Raw genomic sequence first — 17,123 nt, forward strand, 5'->3', positions numbered from 1 at the left:
ACCTGCACCACAGCGGAAGCCCAGTGATCGCCAGGTTCGCCATGACGCCTGATCGTCACCAGCCTCCGCGCAGGACGAGGAGGCGTACCTGTAGCTCGAGGGTGAAGCGGTGGACGGCGTCGTCGAGGTCGATCGCGCAGAGTTTCTCGATGCGCTGGAGCCGGTACCGGAAGGTGTTCCGGTGCACCCGCAGGGCGGCGGCAGCGCGCGTGGCGTCACAGCCGGCGTCGAACCAACTCAGCAACGTGTCCAGGTATTCGGCGCCGCGAGGCGACTCGTCGTAGCGCAACACATCGAGCGCGCCGTTCAACAACTCCGGATGTTCGGTGGCCAGGCCGGCCAGTTCGGCGATCAGCACGTGCGGGCGCAGTTCGGCCAGCTCGGCGGTGACCGGCTCCGGACGCGCGGCCAGGACGTCCACTGCTCGCCTGAGCAACCCGCATTCGGCACGGACGTCCTGGCTCGTTTCCAGTGGCCGGCTGATACAGGCCACCAACGGACTGCCTGCGGGCACGGCGGCGCGCTGCCGCACGCGCTCTGCGAACTCGGCCGAGCCGGAGCCGGGGGCGGAGGGGAACAACACATAGGCCACCGAACCGAGCACCGCCGTCGCTGCGCTCGGGTTCAGCATCCGCGCGCAGCGTGCCAGCAACCGTTCGATGTCCGGGATCACTCCGGGCGCCTTGGCGTGCCCCCCGAGGCTCATCAGGCACCATCGCTTGGTGGTGGGGCGACGGAGCCGTTCGGTCAGTGCCGCCAACGATCCTTCGCCGGCCAGCAGCCCGCGTAGCAGCTCCGCCCGGACCGCGTCTTCGTCGTCGCGTCCGGTCTGCTCGTCGATGAACCACGCGGCAGCGGCAGCCGACACGTCGCCGAGCACGCGCGGTGCGGAATCGGGCGTGTCCGGACCGGGCGCCAGCAGCACGTAGCCGACCACCACGTTTCCGACCCGGATCGGTGCGACCAGCCGCGGACCCGTGCCGGCCACGTCGATCCAGGCGACGTTCCGCCGGTTCCTCGCCGACCCGAGTTGCGCCCGCAACGACAGCGGGGCACGGCGGGCGAGGATCGTTTCGCTGGTCAGGTCGTCGACGGTGTCACGGCAGGCGAAGGCGAGCACGCGCAGGTCCGCGTCGGTGAGCACGATAGCGCCGCTCAGCGCGAGCGCCGCGCTTTCGGCGAGTTCGTAGAGGCCGCTCGCGGTGGGCGTGGCGCCTCGCGCGCCGAACCGGGCACCGGACACCAGCGACCGCACCAGTGTGCCGATCTCCTCCCAGCTGACCTGCTCATTCACCGCGAGCACCGGCACTCCCGTCCGCGCCGCGGCCGCTGTGACATCGAGATCAGGCGGCAGGCAGCCGTTCCGCACCACGAGCGCGGCCGCCCCCGCGTGACCGGCCGCCGCCAACGCTTCGGCGATCTCGGCGCCGGTCGGACGTGGTGTGGTCACCAGCACCAGCTGATGCCGTCCCGGCGGCCAGGCGGGGTCCCAGATCGTCGCCCCGGCCAGCGGCTGATCGATGCCTGCCGCCGGGGCCACCACCATGAGCCAGCCGCGCCGGGCTCCGACGAGTTGCGGCAGCCGGACGGGCCCACCCGCCACGGGCAGTGGAAGGACCTCTGCGACAGTCGATTCTCCTGGTCGGTTGTCAACGACCGTCATCGGACCACTCCTTCCGTCCACGCCACGTCGCGTTGGAGAAAGGCTAAGTACGGACAGGGCCGCCGTCAGTGGGCGCATAGCCCTGTGAAAGCCGTTCAACAGGGCGATGAGCCAAGATCACGTTACCGCGGGTCGTCCCACTCGACGTCCACGGCGCGGGTGGCCAGGTGCACGGCCAGCCGGTCGTCGGGGTCGTCGAGGTGGGCGGGCAGCAGCTCGCCGATCCGTTCCATGCGCTGCATGACCGTGTTGCGATGAACGCCGAGAACGACCCCGGCGGCCTTCGCCGAGGACTGGCAGTCAAGGTAACAGCGCAGCGTGCGCACCAGCTCTCCGGACGGGTCGGCCTCGTCGAGGGGCGCCAGCAGGGCGGCCGCGGCACTGCGCAGCGGAGCCGAGCCGTACCAGCCGGCCAGCAGCCTTCGTGTGCTGACGGCGTCGATGTGCTCGACGGCCGTCGCGCGGTAGGTGGTGCGGGCGAGCAGCGCGGCCTGGCGTGCCTGGTCAACGGACCGGCCAATCCCCGGCGTGCCCACGTGCGCGCCGCCGATGCCCGCGCACAGGCGCAGTCCCGGGTGCTCCGCTTCGACGGCCGCGAGCGTGCTGATGAGCCGCTCGGTCAACGGCCCGGGATCCGCCGCGTCGGCCTGCGCCTCGGTCGTCGACCAGAACACCCAGCCCTCGGCACGCTCCACCAGGGTCGCGCGCACACCACGCTCGGCGAGTTGCTCCTCCAGTTCGGCTCCCAGCGCGGACAACCGGACGGTCGCCGGAGCGGCCGAGACCTGCACCTGCACCGCGGTGTGCCAGCCGGCGAGCCGCCAGCCCAGCGCGGTGGCCCGCTCGACCGTGCGGCGTCCCGGATCGTCGGGTTGCTCGAGAATTTCGTTCAGCAGCAAGGAACGCCGCCGGTGTTCCCGTTCCACCCGGACGGCCTCGCCCGCCACGTGCACGGCGAAGGACAGTGCCGCGATCGCGACCGCGCGCCGCACGGGTTCGAGCAGGCCCCCCGATGCGAAGCGGGGCCGGCGCACCGCGATCCAGTAGGCCGCCGGCCCGGCCGGATCGACCTGCACCGGTTGCAGCAGCAGGCCGTCGCCGTCCGTCTCGACGGTCAGGGCGACCGGGTGCGGATCGCCAAGCTCCTCCGCGCTCGCGTGGACGTCCAGCAGCGCGTGCACCGCCGGGTCGCCTGCCACGAACCGGGATTCCGCGTCGAGAAGCGCGACCGGTTCGCCGAGCGTCGCCGCCAGCAGCGAGGTGAGCGCGTTCGCGTTGGCCGGGGGACGCTGGAAGCGGCGGGCCGCGTCGCCGAGCACCCGCAGTCCTGCGATCTCGGGGGCACGGACGTAGGGGTCGAACGCGGCGACGATTCCGGCGGGGGCGACATCCTCGACGCCGATGAGCGGCAGCGCCAGCCGGTCCGCCAGCCGGCGGGTGACGAACGGGACCTGCCGGGTGGAACGGGCGGCGATGATGCCGGACAGACCCGCGCTGCCGGCCAGGCGGATCGCGAGATCCACCGCCAGGTCGTCGAGAGCGAGCTGCTCACGGCCGAACACCACGATGCTGCCCGGCGCGAGCTCCGAGATCTCGTGGACCGTGGAGCCGGTGACGACCACCCGGACCGGTCGCTGCAGTCCCGCTTCACCGCCGAGCACCTCGTAGTGCTTCAACAGGTCCAGCTCCAGTAGCTGGCCAAGGGTGACCGTCGCGCTCGTCATCGCGTCACCACCGCCTCGGCCGGCTCCAGCAGTGGCCCGACGGCCGTCACCTGTAGACGCGCGGCGGGTACCGGCACGTAGGTCATCAGCGCCTCCCGCACCGGAGTCTCCCGCAACGCGCGCGGATCCGCGCCGGCACGCACCGCAGCGTCGAGCGCCAGCCGCCTGGCGCGGGCCACCGAGTCCGGCCGGCCACCGGTGCCGTGCCAGAAGATCCGGTCGACCGAACCGGCGGCCTCGGCGACCGCGGCACCGACCGCCGAGGCGAGATCGCGCTCCGGTAGCCGGATCACCGGGGCGCCCGGCGGGTCTGCCAGGTCGTCGGCCTGATCGCCGACGAGCACGATCGGCAGCTCGTCCAGCCCATACCGTGCCCGAGCGAGCGCCGCGAGGAGCCGGGACGTGAACTCGCCTTCGCGCCGGTAGATCGCGGTCAGCCGGGGAGTGCGCAAACCCGTCCGGATACCGGCGATTTCGCGTGGTAGCCCGGAATCCGGCAGCAGTCCGGCATGCGTGGTGGTGACCACCGCGCGGTCGGCTGTCACCTCCACGACGGCGGCCGAGTTAACGCCGGCCAGCCACGCCGCGCCGTGGACCAGGCTTCCTTGCGCGGCACCGAGCCATGCCGTGGCATGGCGTGGCGCGTCGAGCGCGGGCAGCACCGTTCCACCACCGCGGACGACGTACAGCTCCGCGTCCGGGTTGTGCGCGCGCACCGCCGCGCCCAGCTCGTCGAGCTGGGCGCCGGCGGTCCGGGCCAGGGCCGCGTCCAGCACGGCGGTGTGTTCCCGCTCCAGCAACCCGGGCGCCTCCGTCTCGGCGCCCCGCACCACCAGTACGTCCGGCCCGAGCTCGTCCGTGATCACCGCCGCGGCCAGCTGCTCGTGCTCGGGATTCTCCAGCGCGTGCACGCCCGAGACCGCGACGGCGCTGACCTTCCCGGCGCACGCCCGCGCGAACTCGGCTACCGCGGCAAGATCCAGCGGCGCCGAGATCCGCCCGTCGTACTCGTGCCCGCCGCGCACCATCGTCACCGGTCCCACCAGCGCCTCGCGCTGCGGGGTCGGCCAGCCGGCGAGCGGTGGCACCGCCGTCGCCGCGGGAACACCGATACGCAACACGCCCACGCGGGACCCGCCGGGCACGTCCGCCGGTGTGAGGTCCGGCAGGATCGCCACGATCCGGTCGATCGCCGTGGTTTCGACCCCGCGGGCGACCAATGCGTCCAGCAACCGCGCGGGCGAGTCTCGTTGCGGCCGTCCGCGATAGGCCCCGACGATCCGACCTTCCTTGCCGATCGCCACCGCGCGGGCCCGGACGCCGTCCACCCCGATGCGCAGGCGGGTTCCCGTCGACGCCGTCATCAAGCGCTCGCTACGGCTGCGACGCCGTCGAACGGGACTGGATCGACGGCGTAGCCGAACGCGCGCGGTCCCACCATCGCGTGTCCTTCGGGTGTGTGCCACCGCGGGTCGACGGGGGCGGTGATCACGTGGACGTCCTGCCCGAGCGCGAGGTCGGTGCTTTGCATCAGTGCGCCGGTGTTCGCGTCCGCCAGGCCGATGAGGTCCGGCACGGTCGCGAGCACCGTGCCCTCCCGGCTGACGATCAGATTCTCGTTCTGGAAGTCGATCCGCACGAAACCGCCGGAGGTCTGCAGTGAGACGACACCACGCGGCCAGCCGTCGGTGGAGTGCTGCACGACCTCGGCGACCGTGCCGGTGCACAGCAGCCGGCCACCGCAGGCGCGCAGGTACGGCTCGTACCCGCCCGGGAGCGAGGGCGAGACGGCGGCGAGCGCTGCGCCGATCCGGGCGCACTCGCTGATCGATCTCGCGGCGCCGAGGCCGGCGCAGTCGCGGGCAGTCACCCGGTACGCGCTCACCAGCGCGACGAGGCCGAGGCTGGGCATGACCGCACGGACCAACTCGCCCAGCACGGTGTCCTCACCCCGGCTGAACTCCGCCACGACCCCCGCGCCGCCGACCACGGTGATGGGTGGGACGGGATGTCCGGACAGCCGCAGCAGTGTCATGTCGATCGACGGCAGAGTGCGCCGCATCAGGTCGCTGTCCAGGCACGGCAGGCCGAGTTCGGCGGCCACGACCAGCGGCACCGCCACGTTGACGGCGCCGAGCTGGATCGGGAGGATCGCCGCGAACGTACGCCCGGTCCGGGTTTCTACCGCCGAACGCAGCGTCTCCGCCTCAAGCGTGCTGTGCGCCTTCTCGATAAGGGCGTACGGCGCGCCGGCGGACACGACCGGTAGCACGAGCGCGTCCGGGTCGAGCGCCTGTGGCGTCATGAGCGGGATCGGCCCGTGCCGCCGGACGGCGGCGGCCAGCAACTGCTGCCCCAAATACGGGTCGCCACCGCCGCCGCTGCCGAAATGCAGTGCCCCACGCACGACGTCGTCGACTTCGGCTTCGGCCACGTGCTCCATCCGGGAACTCTAGAGTCTGTTGGCCTACGCGCCCAGCCGATCTCGTGGCCAGGGCTCGCCTGGACAGCGATCTTGCGCTTGTTCTGTTCGGAGCCCTGCCCCCGACATCGGCTACCTTCGGGGGGCGCGTGTGCGACTTGCCTTGGCCAGCAGTCCTACCAGATCACCTCTAGCCGTCGTTGCTGGTCACTCCCCGAAAAGTCGCGTACAGCCTGGCGAAGGTGCGGGCGGCCGTGGCCAGTTCGGCGACCGGCACGTACTCGTCGGCGGTATGTGCGACGGTCATCGAGCCGGGGCCGTACACCACGGACGGGATGCCAAGCTGGTTGCGGAGAAACCGTGCGTCCGTGCCGAGCTTCAGCCCCCGCACCGGCGCGTGTTCCGCGGCCTGCCGTACTTCGGTGATGAACGGGTGCCCCGCGTCGAGCTTGGATCCCTCGGCGAATGCGAGCACTGTCGCGTCGTAGTCGAACTCGCCCGCCGCGTCGATCAGCCGGGTCACCGTCGCCAGCGCCTCTTCGCGGGTCTCGCCTGGCAAGACCCGGCGATCGACCCGCAACCGGCATTCGGCGGCCACGATGTTGACCGCGGTGCCGCCCGCGATCGTCCCCACGTTGCAGGTGGGCGAGCCCAGCAACGGATGCGCGTCGATGCCGAAGTCGGCGAGGTGCAGGGCGGAGACGATCCGCGCGGCGTCGGCCACCGCGGAACGCCCGGCGGCGGGATCGCTGCCGTGCGCGGCGCGGCCGCGTACGACGATCTCGGCCATCAGCGAGCCTCGCTCAGCCACCCCCACCTTCAGTTCGCTGGGCTCGGGCACCACCGCGGCATCGGCCTTCACGAGCCCGGACTTGACCAGAGCTTCGGTGCCCACCCGACCACCGGTCTCTTCGTCGGCCACGAGGTGGAACGCGATGGCGGCCGGAGGTATAACGCCGGCCTCACGGCAGGCCCGCAGCCCCTCGAGCGCCGCGGCGATCCCGCCTTTCATATCGCAGGCGCCCCGGCCGTAGAGCAGGCCATCTCGCACATGCCCGCCGAACGGTGGCACGGACCAGTCCGCCTCGGCCACGGGAACGACGTCGATATGGCCGTTGACCAACAAGGTGGGGCCGTCGCCGGAGCCGACGCGGGCCAGTACGGACGGCCGCCCTGGCTCCGGCTCGACGACCTCGATGCCCGCGCCCAGTTCGCGCAGTACCACGGACAACCGTTCGACCGCCGGTTGCTCGCCGCCGGGGGGATTCCTGGTGTCGCACCGAATCAGCTCCGCGGCCAGCGCGGTCACGCGGTCGGTACGGACGGCGGCCGCGGCCGCCTCGGCGCTCATACCAGCTCCCTGGCGCGAGAGGTGATCGCGGCGAGTGCCTCGCTGTCGAGAAAGCCCAGCGGGGCGAGCCCTTCGGCGAACCGCAACAGCGCCGGCCGGAACATGACGACCTCCGCGAAGAGGTCGGCTGCCTCTCCGTGTCGTCCGGCGCGAGCGAGCAGCACCGCGCGCCAGAAGTCGGCTTCGCGATTGTCCGGCCCGATGACCTCCGCCGCGGCCGCGAGCGTGCGCAGGCGTTCGTCCAACTCCTCTGGTTCGACTCCCTCGAACGGCCCGAGGGTCAGCCCGCGCGCGAACATCACCCCACCGACGGCACCGAACGCACGCGAACGGGGCAACAGCCGCGACAGTTCGGCCAGAGGGTCGGGATGGTCGTCGACCCGCAGATCGACGATCACCTCCTTCCACGGTGTCGGGCCGCGATGACCCGACACCACTCGCAGCGCGGCTGACTGTGCACCGCGCACGTCACCTCCGGCCGCCTCCCCAGCCCGGAGCCCGGCCAGGATCCGGTCGGCGAGATCACCTTCGCCGGACTCGAAGGCGGCGAGTGCGGCATGGCAGACATCCGGTGCGCCGAGCATGTTTCCCTGCACCGTCACCTGGTGTCCCGAAGCGCTGGCGGCGTGTGGCGCGCAGGATTTCCCGGTGTACGTGGCGGCCGAGCCCGCGGCGTCGACGACGCCCAGCTGGCGGTATCGGGAATCGGGGTCACCGGCCATCAGAATGTCCACTGTGGCCGATGCGGATGCGCCGGCGCGCAGCAACTCCACGCCGCGCGGTCCATGATCGACGTTGACGAACGCCTGGGTAGCGACCGCCCCGACACCCGCCTCCGCCCACGGCAGCAACGCGCCGACACCGAAGAAGTGGGTCTGGGCCCCGACGCCGAGCTGACCGGTGGCCGGATCTCGCGCGACGATCGAGTACGTCACGCGCCCGCCCCCTCGGCCTTCGCGATGTGCTCCCGCAGGATGTCCACCACCTGCTCCGGTTCTTCGAGCATCGGCAGGTGACCCACCCCCGGCAGCGTCATCGCGCCGCCCCCGGTGGCCTCGGCCATTTCCTGCGACATCGCGGGCGGACAGGTCGGATCCTCCGTTCCGGCCACCGCGAACACCGGAATGCCTGCGGCCGCGACCTTGCCGGTGAGATGGCGGATGTCCGCACCGAAGGCTCCGTGCAGGATCCGGGCGATCACCGCTTCTGGCCGGGTGCCGACCGCCTCCGCCATCACCGCCCGGATCCGGGAGGACTCCCGATGTGCCGAACCCACGATCTGCGGCACGAGGTCCGCGAAGTATCCGACGGTCCCCTTGGCCTCGAGTTCGGTCACCATTGCGTCGATGGCTTCGGGCGGTGCCCCGGTGCCCAGGGTCGAGCCGAATGCCGTGACACTGCGGACCCGTTGCGGGCACAGCGCGGCCAGTGCCACCGAGATGGTGCCTCCGAGCGAACCGCCGCCGAGATGCACCCGGTCCAGCCCGAGGCCGTTGAGGACGGCGAGGACATCCAGGACGTAACCGTCCTCGACGGTGAACGGGCCCACCTGGCCCGAGAGCCCGTGCCCACGCAGGTCCAGTGCAACGACCGGCCGGTCCAGGCGCTCCGCCGCCTCGGTCCAGACCACTGCGGCGGAGTTGATGGGGTGAACCAGTACGAGCGGGGTGCCGGGGCGGTCGTCAGTGGTACGCAACACCGACAACCGGCCCGTTTCCCCTTTGACGCTCACACGTTCCAGCGCCATCGTCATTCCGTCCCGTACTTGGGCATCTGCTGGTCCATGACGCTGCAGTGCATGTGCCAGATCCGCCAGACGGCGTTGCCCTTGCCGTCATCGCGCCGGTAGAACTCGGTCGTGCGGAACGGGGTGGGCACCGACTCGGACTCCCCGGGCATGAGGAGATCCGCGACGCCCTCGGCGGTGAGCAGCGCGACGTCGCCGAACACCTGGACGTCGGGCCCGACGGTGTCCCTGATCGCGGTGATGTCCAGCCCGATCTTCGCGGAGTTGACCCACAGGCGATGCTTGTCCAGCACGCCGTGGTAGGTGTGGCCATTGAGGTTGAACTGGTGGTACCCGTCACCTTCCGGGAAGTACGCGAGCATCTTGTCGGCGACGAGGCCCACGTTCGTCTCGTACCAGCCCTTGTGCACTTCGAGGATCTGCTCGAGGTCAGTGCTCATGATTTCCCTTTCAGTAAGTGAATTCACCGGTGAGTTCACCGACGGCGGTGAGGGTCTCGTCTGCTCCGTCTGCGACCACGGTGGCGATGGTGACGTTGTCCGCACCGGCGTCGAGGTACTCGCCGATACGCGCCCGCGCTTTGTTCTGGTCGCCCACGACGCCGAAGACGTCGATCCATTCGTCAGGCATCTCCGCGGCAACGGTGTCCAGACCGCCGCGGGAGAGCATGTCCGCGAGTTGTTCGTTGGCACCGACCGCGTCGAACAGCGGCCCGGGGCCCGACGCGGCGAGGTAGAAGGCCAGTGCCGCCCTGAGTGCCTCTCTCGTGGCGACCACCCGGTTCGGGTCGCGCGTGACGTTGGCAGCGGCCAGCACGTTGATCGTGATGTGCTCGTCGCGCCCGGCCGCCTCGGCCGCCGCGTCGAGTTTCCGCCGCGCGGCCCGGACGTACTCGACCGGTGCAAGGGCGCTGACGAGCAGGCCGTCGGCCAGTTGCCCGGTCAGTTCGAGGCCCTTGTCGCCGAGCACCCCGGTGAACAGCGGGACCGGCTCGGGGACCGGGTGGGTGAGCGCGACCTGGCGAAAGGTGGCGAACCGCCCCTCGTCGTGGACCGTTTCGCCGGCCAGCAGCGCACGGACGCTGGTCAGCGTTTCGCGCAGTGCGCTCATCGGCGACTTCTGGGTCAGCCCCATCTGCGCGGTCCACCCGGGCACGCCGTGTCCGATGCCGGGGATGAGCCTGCCGGGGTAGGCGCGGGCAAGGGTGCCGATTTCCATGGCGAGCAGCGCCGGATGGCGCACGACCGAGGAGACGACGCCGATACCCACCGGAATGCGTGACGTGGCACCGAGGGCGAGCGAGGCACCCGCCACGCCACCGAGGAAGAAGTAATCCTCCGGGAGCCACAGTTCGCCGTAGCCGGCGGCTTCCACGGCCCCGGACTGCTTGCCGATCTGTTCTGGCGGGGTGGTGCTGCCGAGCAGCACGCCCAGCCGGCTGCGCGCGGGTTGGGTCATGGGACGGGCTCCCCTGTGGTACGGGCCGGATTCCAACGTCGGTGTTCGACGCTACGAACCGGTGGGCTCTGTGCGCTTCGGGCACGGTGACGAACCCCGGACCGGACGGCTGTGCGCCGTGCACAAAGCGCTCCACTGTGGACACTGTGCTGACCGCGCCTCACTCGATTGCCTGTTTCGGCGGTTTCACAACGAGAACGACGGCCGCGGTGCCGACGATCAACGCACGCTTTTTCGGGGCGCGACGGCGCGCGCCTGGTGGCAGGCACGAGGGCGCTGGAGGACAAGACGCTGCGGTCACGCTGACCGCCGCAGGTATTTCAGAGCTCGTACGTCACGCCGAACTACTCGGCTCGGCTCTGGTCATCGTGCCGCCGGCCGGTAAAACCGAGCCGGCGGCGAAAGGTGCCCTGTCTGATCAGGACAGCGCTTCTAGTAGAGCGTGTGCTTGTAGTGGTCGTCGATGATGGTGTGCAGGCCGCCGCTGACCAGATCGCCGAGGTTTTCCGCCATCTTCTTGGCGTTCTCGGCGATGGTCATGGTGTAGTAGTCCCCGCCCAGCAACACGGCGTCCGCCAGGCCCCGCTTGTCGCCTTCCCACAGCTTCGACCGGATGACCGCCTTGCCGCACTGCCCGAACACCTCGCGAATGCGCACGATCGTGGCCAGCACGGCGGGTTTACCGTCCGCACCCAGCATGTCGAGCAGTCCGGCGTCGTCGGTGATGAACGCGTCACCGTTGACCCGCAACACCTCTCGAAGCCCCGGCACGAAGAAAACCAGCCCCACCACCGGGTTCCGGCTGATGTTTTCGAAGGTGTCGGCGAGCTTGTTGCCGGGACGGTCGGGGATCGCCAGCGTCCACGGGTCCAGGATGCGCACCGAGCCGGGCGGATCGCCCTTCGGGCTCGTGTCGACCTGGCCGTCGCCGCCGACCGTCGACATGCAGAAGAACGGGCTGTGCGCGATGAACCGCGCGGCGAACTCGCCGAGCCTGGGTTCCTTCTTCTCCGCGATGAACGGCTCCGGGAACCCGACGATCTCTCGTACCCGCTCCATGGTGATCGGCTGATACGAGTCCGCCGCGGTACGGGTCTGGACTGCGGTCATCTCAGCTCTCCTTACCTGGTTCAGAGATCGAGAACGAGTTGCGGTGTCCGCGCGCGGGACACGCAGATGAACATCCGGTCCCCGGCCGCCCGGTCGGCTTCGCAGAGGATCTCGTCGCGGTGCTCGGGAACGCCGTCGAGCACCGCGGTCTCGCACGAGCCGCAGATGCCGGAACGGCACGACGACGGCGTGGCGATGCCGGCCTCCTCGATCGCGGTCATGATGCTCCGGCCGGCCGGCACGCTGACCGTCTTGTTCGAGGCCGCGCAGACCACCTCGAACGGAATGTCCTCCGCGGTCGACGCGCGCGCCCGTGCCTTGAAGCGCTCGAAGTGCACGGTGTCGGCGGGCCAGTGCGCCGTGGCATCCTGCAGATCGGAGATCAGCGACTCGGGACCGCACGCGTAGACCTCCTGCCCAGGCCGGAACTCCGCGAGCACCTCCGGCAGCGGGATGCGGCCCACCTTGTCCGAGGGATAACAGCGCACGCGCTCGCCGTACTTCGACAGGTCGTGCCGGAACGGCATGGACGCCTCGGTGTGCCCGCCGTAGAGCAGTTTCCAGTCCACGCCCAGGCTTTCCGCCCGGCGCACCATGGGCAGGAGCGGCGTGATCCCGATCCCGCCCGCGATGAACAGGTAGGAATCGGCACGCCGGAAACGGAAGTTGTTGCGCGGACCCTTGATCACCAGCCGCTGGCCGGGACGCAGGAACGCGTGCACGTACTCCGAGCCGCCGCGGCTCCTTCGCTCGCGCCGGATTCCCAGCCGGTAGCGGGATCGGTCGCCGACCGGGCCGCACAACGAGTACTGCCGCTCGATCCCGGTCGGCAGCACGAGGTCCACGTGCGCGCCCGGATCCCACGGTGGCAACGGATCCCCGGCGAGCGACCCGAGTTCGAGCGACAACACGCCGTCCGCCTCCCAGCGCAGCTGCCGGACGATCACCTCGTGCTCGACGGTACTCATCCGAAGCACACTCCCGCGTTAACAACGTTACTCGATAGCTGCGGAAGTCTAGTGCTAACGTTGTTAACGTGTCAACGAAGCCGAAAGGTCGCGAGCGAGGCACGGTGGCGGCCTTGCGTGGCGGAAAAGTGGTCCAGGCAGCACTCGACCAGGTCAACGAGGGCGGCCTGGAGTCGCTCACGATGAGGCGGCTGACCGAAAGACTCGACACGCACCTGCCCACGATCTACCGGCTTTTCGCCGACAAGGACGCGCTTCTGGACGAGATGGCCGAAACGATCCTGGCGCGGGCACTGGCGTCGCAGGACACGGCCGATTCCGACTGGACAAGCCGCGTGAAAGGGCTTGCCTCCGGTCTGCGGTCGGCGTTGCTGGCGCAACGTGACGGGGCGCGCATAGTCGGCGGGAACTACGCGGCGAAGCGAAACAACCTGTCGTTCATCGACTCTCTCGTCGGCTGTATGCAGGACTCCGGCCTCCCCGGCGAATCGGCCATGTGGGCCGCCAGTTCGGTTTTCTGTTTCGTGCTGGGCGAAACTCTCGAACAGCAGGGTGCTGATGGCAGTGAAGCCGACATCCTCGCGGGCGCCGTTTCGGCCGGCGGTTACCGCCACCTTGCCGCCGGCCCGGCCTGGCGGCTGTTCGACTTCGACGCCAGGTTCAATTTCGGTCTGGAGCTGTTTGTCGAAGGAGTGCGGCGGTACCTGTCCGGGCCCGTCCGCCCTTGAGACCGGAAAACCCCACAGCTGGCCCCGGCTCGCCGGAGGTCTGTACCTGCTGGGCGTGGCCATGGCCGTCACCGCAATGCGAGGCCGCGCCTGCCGCCAAGGAAAAGCGTGGCAACCGAGATCGTGATCGCTTAAGGTCAGCAGCGGATCACGCGGGGTCGCCTCTCACCCCACTCCGCCGGAGGTGACCCAATTCGAGCTGAAGGGGAATATTCTGTGCAGAGCAGACGAAGACCGTACCTGATTCGCGCCCTGGTGCTGGCCGTCGCCGGAACGCTGGCCATGTCCATACCGGTGCAGGCATCGGCTGGCCTGGTCATGGAGCGGCTCGCCGCGCTCCCGGGTGGCACGGCAAGCGGGGCATGGGGAATCAACGCAGCCGGTGTGGTCGTCGGCTGGTCGAACACCGCCACCACGTCACATGCGGCTCGCTGGGCAACCGGCCGCACTGCCGAGGATCTGGGCACCCTCCCCGGTGACACCGGCAGCGCTGCCACCGCGATCAACACCAACGGCACGATCGTGGGCAGCTCGTCCTATCCGGACGGACGCCACGCCGTGCGCTGGGCACCCGATCGCACGATCACCGCACTCGCCACGCCGGCCGGAACGACCTATTGCACGGCCGAGACCATCAACGACAACGGCGTGGCCGCCGGACACTGCTCCGACTCGCTGTCAATCTCCACCGGCCATGCCGTGCGCTGGGCTCCGGACGGCACCGCCACCGACCTCGGCACCCTGCCCGGCGACGTCGCCAGCAGTGCGTTGAAAATCAATCGTGACGGCACGATCGTCGGATGGTCCCGCAGCCCGATTTCCGGCAACCGGGCGGTTCGCTGGAATTCCGACGGCTCCATCGACGAGCTTCCGTCGCTGCCTGGTGGTGAAAACAGCAGCGCCGAGGGAATCAACGACAGCGGCGCCATCGCCGGTGAGATCTGGATTTTTCAGGCAGGACACGGTGTCAACCACGCGGTTCGCTGGAACGTGGACGGAACTGTAACCGATCTCGGCGGCTTCCCGGGTTCGCCCGATCCCCAGAGCCAAGTCCACGCGATCGCTGCCGACGGCACTGTCGTGGGCGAGTCGGAGACCGCTGACGGACATTTCCACCCAGCCTTGTGGGCGCCGGCGGGAGCGGTCACCGACCTGGGCACCCTGCCCGCCCTGCCGGAGGGCACCATCAGCTTCGCGACGGCGATCAACGACGCTGGTGTGATTACCGGCAGTTCGGGTGGCAACGCGGTCCGGTGGTTGCAGATCGCGAGGCGCTGAAGCCTCTCACCCCACGATTGTCGGTGTCTCGTGGCGTCCCGATCATCCAGTGAACGCATTCTGCGAGTCCTCTTCGCTTCCTTGCGACGCGGTTCGTCGACCTGACGCCACACTGGCCCGCCCAGCGCCACGGGCCTTGACGAGACACCTGGGGACGGGTGCCAGTCCGACGGTCGGCCGTCGGACTGGCACCACATCAACGCTGCTGCCCGGCTCCGTCGCGCCCGAGCACGGCCGTGACCGTTTCGGCGATCTGGTCGAGGTGGGCCGGTGTCATGGCCGTGGACAGGGCGAGCAGGCCGTTGGTGCCGGCGAGGACACCACGCCGGTACAGGCTCCACCACAGTTCCGTGGGATCGGCTGTCCTCAACCGGAGCAGGGAGCCGGAGCCGTTGACTTCGACACCTTCCGCCCGCAGTCGGGACCGCAACTCGTCGCCACGACGGTTCAGTTCCGTGATCTGCGCGGGACCGAACAGGCGCAGCGCGGTGAGGCCGGCCGCCATCGTGACCGGGTTCGCGCTGAAGGTGCCGCCCCACGACACAGCCCCCGGTGCGGGGACGAACGGTGACAGTACTTCGGCGCTGCCCCCGATCGCACCGACGGGGAAGCCGCCGCCGATGACCTTGCCCACGGACACCAGGTCCGGCTGGATGCCGTACACCTGGTGCAGCCCGCCCTCACGCAGCCGGAAGGTGATGACCTCGTCGATCGCGAGCAGGGCGCCGTGCTGCCGCGTGAGGTCGCGAAGCGCTTCCACGTACCCGGCGTCCGCTGGGATGAGGCCCGCCCGGTTGGGCATGAGGTCGATCAGCACCGCCGCGACCCGGTCCCCGTGTTCCCGCATCGCGGCGGTCAGCGCGCCGAGGTCGTTCTGCGGCAGGACGAGCACCGAGCCGGGCACCACCCCTGGCGCGGTGGGGGAGACGACGGCGTCCCCGGTGCCGTGATAGCTGCCCTCGAACCGCACGATCAGGTCGCGGCCGGTGTGCGCCCGGGCCGCGCGCAGGAGCATGAGCACCGCCTCGGTGCCCGAGTTGCAGAACCGCCACTGCTCGATTCCGGTGCGGTCGCGCAGGTGCTCGGCGAGCGCGACCTCCGAGTGCGTCGGCAGACCGAACGCCGTGCCACATTGGGCAGCATCGGTCGCCGCGTCGAGGATCTCCGGGTGGGCGTGCCCGTGGATCAGCGAGGTGTAGTTGTTGTTGCAGTCGATCACCTGGTGACCGGTGTCGTCGGTGACGATCGCGCCCTCGCCGCGGACGGCGTAGGGCGGATGTGGCGGGACGAACAGTGTCGTCCGGGTGCTGCCGCCCGGCAGAACGCGCCGGGCCCGGTCCACGACGCTCATGACGCACTCCTCACCTTCGCCACCGAGCCCGAATCTTGCAGGTCGCCGCCGCGGGTCTCCCGCGTCAGCAGCGCGGTCACGAGCACCAGCGCGAGCGCGGCGCACACGTAGACCACCACGAGTGTGGTGGAGCCCGACACGCGCAGAAGCGCCACCGCGATGGTCGGCGCGAGGCTGCCGCCGACGATCCCGGACAACTGGTAGCCCAGCGAGGCACCGCTGTAGCGGTGCCGGGTGTCGAACAGTTCGCAGATCCACGACGCCTGCACCCCATACATCGCGGAGTGGAAGAACAGGCCGCCGATCACCGCGAGGACGATCAGGCCGGTGCTCTTGGTGTCGACCAGGGGGAAGAACGCGAACATCCACGCGATCGCGCCGAGGGCACCGAAGATGGTGACCTTCTTGCGGCCGTAGCGGTCACTCAGCGCGGCGAAGGCCGGATAGGTGAACAACTGCATGCCCGCCCCGACGAGGGTGGCCAGCAGACCGACGCCGCGCGGCAGCCCGAGGGTCGTCGTGACGTAGGTGAGCAGGAACGTGACCAGCAGGTAGTAGACGATGTCGGCGCCTGCCCGGATGCCGATGACCCGCAGCACGTCCAGCGGCTGGGTCTTGAGCAGGGTCAGGATCGGGGCGCGTTCGGTGGTGGTCTTCTCGAACACGGGTGATTCGCCGACCTGGCGCCGGATGTAGACGCCGATGAGCACGACCACGATGGACAGCAGGAACGGCACCCGCCAGCCCCACTGCACGAACGCCTCGCGCGAGAGGACGCCCGACATCAGGTACAGCACGGCGGTGCTGACCAGCGTGCCGATCGGGACGCCCACCTGCACGAAGCTGGTGAGGAAGCCCCGGCGCGCGGACGGCGCGCGTTCGGCGATCATCAGCGCGCCGCCGGCCCACTCGCCGCCGAGCGCGAAACCCTGCGCGAGCCGGACGAGGATCAGCAGGACGGGCGCGGCGGCGCCGATCGTGGCGTAGCTCGGGATCAGTCCGATGAGGACGGTCGAGGCGCCCATGAGCGACACGGTGAACAGCAGGACCTTCTTGCGGCCGAACCGGTCGCCGTAGTGTCCGGCGAGGATGCCGCCGACGGGCCGGGCGATGAACCCGATCGCGAAGGTCAGGAACGACAGCAAGGTGCCGGTGAGCGGGTCGAAGGTCGGGAAGAAGACCTCGTTGAACACGAGTGCCGCGGCGGAGCCGTAAAGAAAGAAGTCGTACCACTCCAGCGTGGTTCCGACGAGGCTGCCGAGGATCGCCTTGCGGATGGGAGTGTCCGTGCTTGTTTCGGACATGGTTTCTCCAGCGGGGGAG

At 69.9% G+C, this 17,123-nt stretch carries 15 protein-coding genes; 2 read left to right on the forward strand and 13 right to left on the reverse strand.

The features are described 5' to 3' along the window. Positions 1 to 55: 55 nt before the first annotated feature. The 11 genes from A3CU_RS0125510 to A3CU_RS0125560 form a co-directional block, all read right to left on the reverse strand. Complete coding sequence (locus A3CU_RS0125510; protein ID WP_027944696.1) at positions 56 to 1,663, reverse strand: PucR family transcriptional regulator; 1,608 nt, start codon at positions 1,661 to 1,663, stop codon at positions 56 to 58. Between the two features lie 122 nt (positions 1,664 to 1,785). Continuing rightward, on the reverse strand, positions 1,786 to 3,387 hold the full coding sequence (locus A3CU_RS0125515) for a helix-turn-helix domain-containing protein (protein ID WP_027944697.1): 1,602 nt from the start codon (positions 3,385 to 3,387) through the stop codon (positions 1,786 to 1,788). Further along, positions 3,384 to 4,751: a hydantoinase/oxoprolinase N-terminal domain-containing protein gene (locus A3CU_RS0125520; protein WP_027944698.1), complete on the reverse strand. Its 1,368-nt coding sequence runs from the start codon at positions 4,749 to 4,751 to the stop codon at positions 3,384 to 3,386. The genes A3CU_RS0125515 and A3CU_RS0125520 overlap by 4 nt, the downstream gene beginning before the upstream one ends. Then, positions 4,751 to 5,830: an S-methyl thiohydantoin desulfurase family protein gene (locus A3CU_RS0125525; protein WP_027944699.1), complete on the reverse strand. Its 1,080-nt coding sequence runs from the start codon at positions 5,828 to 5,830 to the stop codon at positions 4,751 to 4,753. The genes A3CU_RS0125520 and A3CU_RS0125525 overlap by 1 nt, the downstream gene beginning before the upstream one ends. A 169-nt stretch (positions 5,831 to 5,999) precedes the next feature. Next, positions 6,000 to 7,160, reverse strand: a complete 1,161-nt coding sequence (locus tag A3CU_RS0125530) for a M20 family metallopeptidase (protein WP_027944700.1) — start codon at positions 7,158 to 7,160, stop codon at positions 6,000 to 6,002. After that, positions 7,157 to 8,095, reverse strand: coding sequence for a DUF1028 domain-containing protein (locus A3CU_RS0125535; protein WP_027944701.1), 939 nt, complete (start codon positions 8,093 to 8,095; stop codon positions 7,157 to 7,159). The genes A3CU_RS0125530 and A3CU_RS0125535 overlap by 4 nt, the downstream gene beginning before the upstream one ends. Further along, positions 8,092 to 8,907 (reverse strand): alpha/beta fold hydrolase, encoded by an 816-nt coding sequence (locus A3CU_RS0125540; protein WP_245617335.1) that lies wholly within the window; start codon positions 8,905 to 8,907, stop codon positions 8,092 to 8,094. Before A3CU_RS0125540 ends, A3CU_RS0125535 begins: the two co-directional genes overlap by 4 nt. A gap of 2 nt (positions 8,908 to 8,909) precedes the next feature. Then, entirely contained in the window at positions 8,910 to 9,347 is a 438-nt protein-coding gene (locus A3CU_RS0125545) for a nuclear transport factor 2 family protein (protein ID WP_027944703.1), read from the reverse strand. A gap of 10 nt (positions 9,348 to 9,357) precedes the next feature. Next, positions 9,358 to 10,365 carry an LLM class flavin-dependent oxidoreductase gene (locus tag A3CU_RS0125550; RefSeq protein WP_027944704.1) on the reverse strand — a complete coding sequence of 336 codons (1,008 nt, stop codon included), beginning with the start codon at positions 10,363 to 10,365 and terminating at the stop codon, positions 9,358 to 9,360. A 432-nt stretch (positions 10,366 to 10,797) separates the two neighbouring features. Continuing rightward, positions 10,798 to 11,475, reverse strand: coding sequence for an MSMEG_1061 family FMN-dependent PPOX-type flavoprotein (locus A3CU_RS0125555; RefSeq protein WP_027944705.1), 678 nt, complete (start codon positions 11,473 to 11,475; stop codon positions 10,798 to 10,800). 20 nt (positions 11,476 to 11,495) lie between these two features. Further along, positions 11,496 to 12,443 (reverse strand): PDR/VanB family oxidoreductase, encoded by a 948-nt coding sequence (locus A3CU_RS0125560; RefSeq protein WP_043842527.1) that lies wholly within the window; start codon positions 12,441 to 12,443, stop codon positions 11,496 to 11,498. 68 nt (positions 12,444 to 12,511) lie between these two features. On the opposite strand from A3CU_RS0125560, the gene A3CU_RS0125565 reads away from it, so the two are divergent. Both A3CU_RS0125565 and A3CU_RS46575 read left to right on the forward strand, forming a co-directional pair. After that, entirely contained in the window at positions 12,512 to 13,171 is a 660-nt protein-coding gene (locus tag A3CU_RS0125565) for a TetR/AcrR family transcriptional regulator C-terminal domain-containing protein (RefSeq protein WP_027944707.1), read from the forward strand. Positions 13,172 to 13,387: 216 nt separating this feature from the next. After that, entirely contained in the window at positions 13,388 to 14,449 is a 1,062-nt protein-coding gene (locus A3CU_RS46575; RefSeq protein ID WP_156960540.1) for a hypothetical protein, read from the forward strand. Between the two features lie 196 nt (positions 14,450 to 14,645). Here A3CU_RS46575 and A3CU_RS0125575 read toward each other — a convergent pair whose 3' ends face one another. Further along, positions 14,646 to 15,800, reverse strand: a complete 1,155-nt coding sequence (locus A3CU_RS0125575) for an aspartate aminotransferase family protein (protein WP_027944708.1) — start codon at positions 15,798 to 15,800, stop codon at positions 14,646 to 14,648. Next, positions 15,797 to 17,104: an MFS transporter gene (locus tag A3CU_RS0125580; protein ID WP_027944709.1), complete on the reverse strand. Its 1,308-nt coding sequence runs from the start codon at positions 17,102 to 17,104 to the stop codon at positions 15,797 to 15,799. Before A3CU_RS0125580 ends, A3CU_RS0125575 begins: the two co-directional genes overlap by 4 nt. Between the last annotated feature and the right edge of the window lie 19 nt (positions 17,105 to 17,123).

Origin of the sequence: Amycolatopsis taiwanensis DSM 45107, assembly GCF_000519205.1 — a bacterium.
Taxonomy (GTDB): Bacteria; Actinomycetota; Actinomycetes; order Mycobacteriales; family Pseudonocardiaceae; genus Amycolatopsis_E; species Amycolatopsis_E taiwanensis.